The organism is Prevotella nigrescens (assembly GCF_031191185.1).
GTDB lineage: Bacteria > Bacteroidota > Bacteroidia > Bacteroidales > Bacteroidaceae > Prevotella > Prevotella nigrescens.
Genome location: NZ_CP133465.1, coordinates 2,099,025 through 2,105,254, shown reverse-complemented (window position 1 = coordinate 2,105,254; position 6,230 = coordinate 2,099,025). Strand labels below are relative to the sequence as shown.

Annotated in this window: 3 protein-coding genes and 1 pseudogene; all 4 read left to right on the top strand. The window is 42.1% G+C overall.

The features are described 5' to 3' along the window. Positions 1-570: 570 nt before the first annotated feature. The 4 genes and pseudogenes from RDV52_RS11145 (at position 571) to RDV52_RS11130 (ending at position 6,216) form a co-directional block, all read left to right on the top strand. A pseudogene (locus RDV52_RS11145) lies at positions 571-1,879 on the top strand (IS5 family transposase). Positions 1,880-2,411: 532 nt separating this feature from the next. Then, the gene (locus tag RDV52_RS11140; RefSeq protein WP_004365427.1) at positions 2,412-3,962 is read left to right on the top strand and encodes a glycine--tRNA ligase; all 1,551 of its coding nucleotides are present in this window, start codon (positions 2,412-2,414) and stop codon (positions 3,960-3,962) included. 28 nt (positions 3,963-3,990) lie between these two features. Beyond that, complete coding sequence (locus tag RDV52_RS11135; RefSeq protein ID WP_004365430.1) at positions 3,991-4,683, top strand: FKBP-type peptidyl-prolyl cis-trans isomerase; 693 nt, start codon at positions 3,991-3,993, stop codon at positions 4,681-4,683. Between the two features lie 75 nt (positions 4,684-4,758). Then, on the top strand, positions 4,759-6,216 hold the full coding sequence (locus tag RDV52_RS11130) for an MATE family efflux transporter (protein ID WP_004365433.1): 1,458 nt from the start codon (positions 4,759-4,761) through the stop codon (positions 6,214-6,216). Positions 6,217-6,230: the final 14 nt, after the last annotated feature.

Below are 6,230 nucleotides of genomic sequence, written 5' to 3'. Positions count from 1 at the left end.
AGGGCCCTTTTGTTTTTCCCGGTATAAGTGTTGTATGATGGGTGCAGGTATTTTAATGAGTATTATCAAAACGCTTGTTCTTCTTACAAAAAGACTTGTATTTTGGATTTAATGTAAAAAGATGTTGTATTAAAGATGATTTCTCGTACACAGATTGGGAGATAAAAGTTCTACTGGACGGCAATAAATGAGTATCAATTGTTTTAATGAGAATCAAGTATTTCAATAAATCTGATGATGAAATTACAGAGGTTAAATCAGGTGTCATCTTTGGTTAATTGATTGTATGCATATAGGTTGATACGTTTCGGACTGATAAATTTTGTTAGTTAGGTGGTGTCTTTAAAAAGGGAAAGGTGTCATCTTTTTCTTATCCCATAATAGTAGTTGGTTTCGTTTCTTGGTATGTCCAAGAAAGGACAATCTTTCTTATCGGTATAGCTTTTACCATCTACTTAGTTCTCCCTTAAAAACCTAATATTCTCCTGATTCATAGTATATTATCCTGTAAATTATTTGCTCATATCTGCAAGTTTTTGTACCTTTACATTATAAATCTTGCAGATATTTATGCTTAAACGTACATCCAAACAGCTTTCTATGTTCTCTTCTTTAGAGGACATGCTTAGCCATGAACATCCCCTTTTCCAACTTAGTAATAAGATTAATTGGGAATGTTTTGAAAATGCTTTTTCTCCTTTGTATTGCAGCACTAATGGTCGCCCTGCCCATGCTATTCGCTTGATGTGTGGTCTTTTAATTTTAAAACATTTGCGTAATGTGTCAGATGAAATGGTGGTTTCTCAATGGAGCGAGAATGCTTACTACCAATATTTCTGTGGTGGACTTGAATTTATGCCAAAAGAGCCCTGTGACGCTTCCGAGTTAGTTCATTTCAGAAATCGTATAGGTGAGAAAGGTATGGAGTTAATATTAGCCGAGAGCATCCGCATTAATACTGACCATGATAACGAAGATCATTTTGATACGGCTTTCATTGATTCTACCGTGCAGGAGAAGAATATAACCTATCCTACAGATGCGAAGTTGCATAAAAAGATAATCAAAAACGTTCTGAAGATAGTTCATGACAATTGTCTCCCTCTACGACAGAGTTATACGCGTACCTTGAAAGGAATTTACCGTTCCCAACGTTTTCGTAATCATCCCAAGAATCGTAAGAAAGCTCTTAAGGCAGATAGGCAACTGAAGACCATAGCAGGTAGATTAGTAAGAGAGCTAGAGCGTAATCTTGTGGGAAGGAAAGGATATGAGAAGATGTTTGAGCTATATTACAGAGTTCTTTCTCAGAATAGGAAGTCAAAGAACAAAGTATATTCTCTGCACGAACCAGATGTAGTTTGCGTCAGCAAGGGTAAGGACCATAAGCAATATGAGTTTGGCAATAAAGTATCTATTCTTCGCTCATGGTCAGGACTTATTCTTGGTGCATGTTCTTTTAGGAATGAATATGATGGGCATACTATCGAAAAGACGCTAGAACAAACCCAAAGGATGACAGGAAGGCAGGTTGATAAGTTAGCAGGAGATAGAGGGTATAGGAGGTATAAAGCAGATGGGGCAGACAAAGATACTCATCCCAGACACTCCTAAAGCTAAAGACAGCTACTACCAAAAGAGAAAGAAACACAAACTATTTTGTAAACGAGCTGGTATAGAGCCAACGATAGGACATCTTAAAGAAGACCACCGATTATCTCGCAACTTTTATAAAGGTGTCAAAGGAGATGCTATCAATGTATTATTAGCTGCCGCAGCATATAACTTCAAAAGAGCTATGAGAGTTCTTTTGTACCTTATAAAAAGAATCAGCATAGAGTTTGCTAGTACAAGCTCTATGCTGAAATATAGTTTTTAAGGGATGACTACTTATACTTTGGGAGGAAACTCTATATTTTAACGAGATTGCGTACAAAGTGAAGTGATTGTTTTCAATGTCAAAAACTATTTACAACTTTAATGTAAAATCTGTCTTGATTTAGTCGGCTTATATTGTAATACAGATGGAATTTCTTGAAGGAATTTGAACCTTAATACTTTTAGTCTATCTGTCTTTATCCATAGGTAGCATAAATGTACTCAAAAGACTGACCTTAATCTAATAAATGATAGACGTTAGCAAAGACAATGAATTATGTTTCCTTTTTTCTTTGTTCCTATTATAAAAAACTTGGGTTACCCATTTTTATAGAACGGTATCTGTGATGAGAAGTTTGAAGATATATCTTATACTTGCGAAAGAGACGTTTATTTGGTATACGAATAATGTTGCAAAAGGTTTTGTAATATGCTTGTTTCGCAAACTTTCATACTTATTAGTACCCTTGTTTCATTAAAAAGCCGTAACTTTGTACCAAATTCCGAACAAACAGAGATAAAAGAAATATATTATGGCACAGGAGGATACGTTTAAAAAGATAGTAAGCCATTGCAAAGAATATGGTTTTGTTTTTCCAAGTAGCGATATATACGATGGTCTTGCAGCGGTTTATGACTACGGTCAGAACGGTGTAGAACTTAAGAACAACATCAAACAGTATTGGTGGCAGTCAATGGTGCTGCTCCACAACAACATCGTTGGTATCGATTCGTCCATCTTCATGCACCCTACGATATGGAAAGCAAGCGGCCACGTTGATGCCTTCAATGACCCTTTGATTGACAATCGTGACTCAAAGAAACGTTATAGAGCCGATGTGCTGATAGAAGATCAGCTCGGCAAGTACGAAGAAAAGATAGATAAGGAGGTTGCCAAGGCTGCAAAGAAATTCGGCGACAGCTTTGATGAAGCCAAATTCCGTGCCACCAATCCTCGTGTGTTGGAGCATCAGCACAAGCACGACGAGCTTCATGCACGTTATGCTAAGGCTATGGAGGCTTCAGACTTTGCGGAACTGCGACAAATTATACTCGATGAAGGTATCGTAGACCCTATCAGCGGAACAAAGAACTGGACCGATGTGCGACAGTTCAACCTGATGTTCTCAACCGAAATAGGTGCTTCTGCCGACTCGTCGAGCAAGATTTACCTACGTCCGGAGACTGCACAAGGTATCTTTGTGAACTTCTTGAATGTTCAGAAGACTGGTCGTATGAAGCTGCCGTTCGGTATTGCACAGATTGGAAAGGCTTTCCGCAACGAGATAGTAGCCCGTCAGTTCGTGTTCCGCATGCGCGAATTTGAACAAATGGAGATGCAATTCTTCTGCCAACCAGGCACGGAAATGAAATGGTTCAACTACTGGAAGCAGCACCGTTTAGCTTGGCACGAGGCGCTTGGTATGGGCGACGAGAACTATCGCTACCACGACCACGAAAAGTTAGCGCACTATGCAAATGCTGCAACAGACATCGAGTTTCATATGCCATTCGGTTTCAAGGAAGTAGAAGGTATCCACTCGCGCACCGATTTCGACCTCTCACAGCACGAAAAGTACTCTGGCAGACAGATAAAATACTTCGATCCTGAGCGCAACGAGAGCTACACGCCTTACGTTGTAGAGACTTCTATCGGGGTAGACCGCATGTTCCTGAGCATTATGTGCCACAGCTACACCGAAGAACAGCTTGAAAATGGTTCAAGCCGCATCGTTTTGAGTTTGCCAGAACCGTTGGCTCCAGTTAAGTGTGCAGTGCTTCCGTTGGTCAATAAGGACGGTCTGCCGGAGAAGGCACAAGAGATTATGGACGATTTGAAGTTCCACTTCAACACCACCATTGAGGCAAAGGACTCTATTGGCAAGCGTTATCGTCGCCAAGATGCCATTGGTACGCCTTTCTGCATTACTGTTGATGGCGACACGCTTACCGATAATACCGTTACTTTGCGCTACCGCGACTCTATGAAACAAGAGCGTGTGCCCATTGAAAGGTTGCGTGAAATCATTGAAGACCGCGTTTCCATAACTTCACTGTTGAAGAAACTCGATGTGAAGGAATAAGACTTATATTCACGATAGAATAAAAATCATGCAAAATAATAATAAATTAAGAATGCAACTACATCGCTTTCTCTTTTCTGTAGTGCTGTTGTTTGCCGCTATAACATCGGTTGGCTTACTGTCTTCTTGTTCTGAAAACGAAAAAGATACAGATGAATTTGCAAATTGGAAGAGCAAAAATACAAAGTATTGGACCGATCTTTACAACATAACGCAACAGAAAATAGCCAATGGTGATACTTCTTGGAAACTCCTCTTAAGTTATACTTATCAAAGTCAAGAGAAACGAGATGGAACAAAAAGCTATACACCAGAAAACTATATTATTGTGCACGAGTTAGAGAAAGGTACTGGTTCTGGCTCTCCTTTGTATACCGATTCGGTGTTAGTGCACTATCAAGGACGTCTCATACCTTCACCAACTTATACTGCAGGACTGATGTTCGATAGCAGTTGGGGGGGCAATGGTTTGGTGTTTAATCCACAAACATCACGCCCAGCTCAGCTTTTGGTCGGCGGTGAAAAGGGAAGTGTTATTGATGGAGTTGCTACTGCCTTGCAGAATATGCACATCGGCGACCATTGGGTGGTTTACATTCCTTATCAGTTAGGATATGGCTCAAGCAAGAGCGGTTCTATTCCAGCTTATTCCAACTTGATTTTCGATTTGCGCCTGCACGCTTATTACAGAGCAGGAACAAAGGTTCCCGATATTATTTAAGGATATACCAACCAACTCTCAGCGAAGACTTACGGTGGGCATACTGTCTGCCTTTACAACCCTACCTTATATATTATGGTGTTCAGCAAGACTGTAACCGATGCGCTCTTAGAGAAAATCAGGAATGGCAGTTCTATGACGATGGGCGAGAAGTTAAATCTCATCGTCCAATTAAGTATTCCGTCCATTCTCGCACAGGTTACTACTGTTATGATGTTCTACATCGACGCCTCGATGGTAGGTTCGTTAGGAGCAGCCGCTTCGGCTTCAATCGGTTTGGTAGAACCTGCCACCTGGCTCTTTGGTTCGTTGGTTGCAGCGGGCGGAATGGGCTTTTCGGTGCAAGCTGCACACTTCATTGGAGCCAACGACTTCGAGAAAGCGCGCGCCGTAATGCGGCACGGCTATATCTTTGGTTTGGCTTTCAGTCTTGTACTGATGGCTGTTGCGGCACTGTTGGCTACGCCGTTGCCCCGTTGGTTGGGCGGTGGTGCCGACATTCAGCACGACGCTTCCATCTACTTTCTCATCTTTTCGTTTGCAGTGCCAGTGCATTTGGTAGAGTATTTGTCGGCTGCAATGTTGAAAGTTTCGGGCGATATGCGCCACCCAAGCCTTATCTCCGTGTTGATGTGCGTTATGGACGTGGTCTTTAACTTCATCTTAATCTTTCCTACGCGCCCACTTACCATATTGGGATTTCAGTTTGAAATGTTCGGATTTGGTTTAGGAGTGAAGGGTGCTGCCATCGGTACGCTACTGTCGTTTGTCGTAGCTGCCATTCCTTTAATCTATTTTGCTATCTTCCGAAGTCCTATATTGGCGTGGAAGCTCGACACCAAACGTTTTGTATGGGTGTGGGATTATATCATTCACGCTGTAAAGATAGGTGCGCCTATGGCGATGCAATACCTTCTGATGAATGGCGCACAAGTGGTTTCTACTATGATTGTCGCACCCTTGGGCAACTTTGCCATTGCCGCCAACTCGTTTGCCGTAACAGCCGAAAGCCTGTGTTATATGCCGGGTTACGGTATTGCCGAAGCAGCAACGACGCTTGTCGGACAAAGTGTCGGAGCGAAACGGAAAGAGCTTTGCAAGAGTTTTGCCTATATGACTATCTTCATCGGTATGGCAGTTATGGCGTTTATGGGCGTGGTTATGTATATCTTCGCTCCCGAAATGATAGGAATGCTCTCGCCTGTGTCCGAAATCAGAGAGTTGGGTGTTGCCGTCCTGCGCATTGAAGCCTTTGCCGAACCATTCTTTGCTGCAGCCATCGTGGCTTATAGCGTATGTGTTGGTGCCGGCGACACGTTCAAACCGTCGCTAATCAACCTTGGCTCTATGTGGTTCGTGCGCCTTACGCTGGCTTATGCCCTCGCTTCCACCTATGGCTTGCGTGGTGTTTGGTTTGCAATGGCAGTAGAACTTACGTTCCGTGGTTCTATGTTCTTGATACGGATTTACCGTGGCAGTTGGCTGAGAAATATTGCCGACACCCCACAAACAGAACAAGCGACAGTTTCATAAATACAGAATTACAT

What these genes read in the sequence shown, in the direction of transcription:
- RDV52_RS11140 (WP_004365427.1), top strand. Translation starts at nt 2,412, where the DNA reads ATGGCACAGGAGGATACGTTTAAAAAGATAGTAAGCCATTGCAAAGAA.
- RDV52_RS11135 (WP_004365430.1), top strand. Translation starts at nt 3,991, where the DNA reads ATGCAAAATAATAATAAATTAAGAATGCAACTACATCGCTTTCTCTTT.
- RDV52_RS11130 (WP_004365433.1), top strand. Translation starts at nt 4,759, where the DNA reads ATGGTGTTCAGCAAGACTGTAACCGATGCGCTCTTAGAGAAAATCAGG.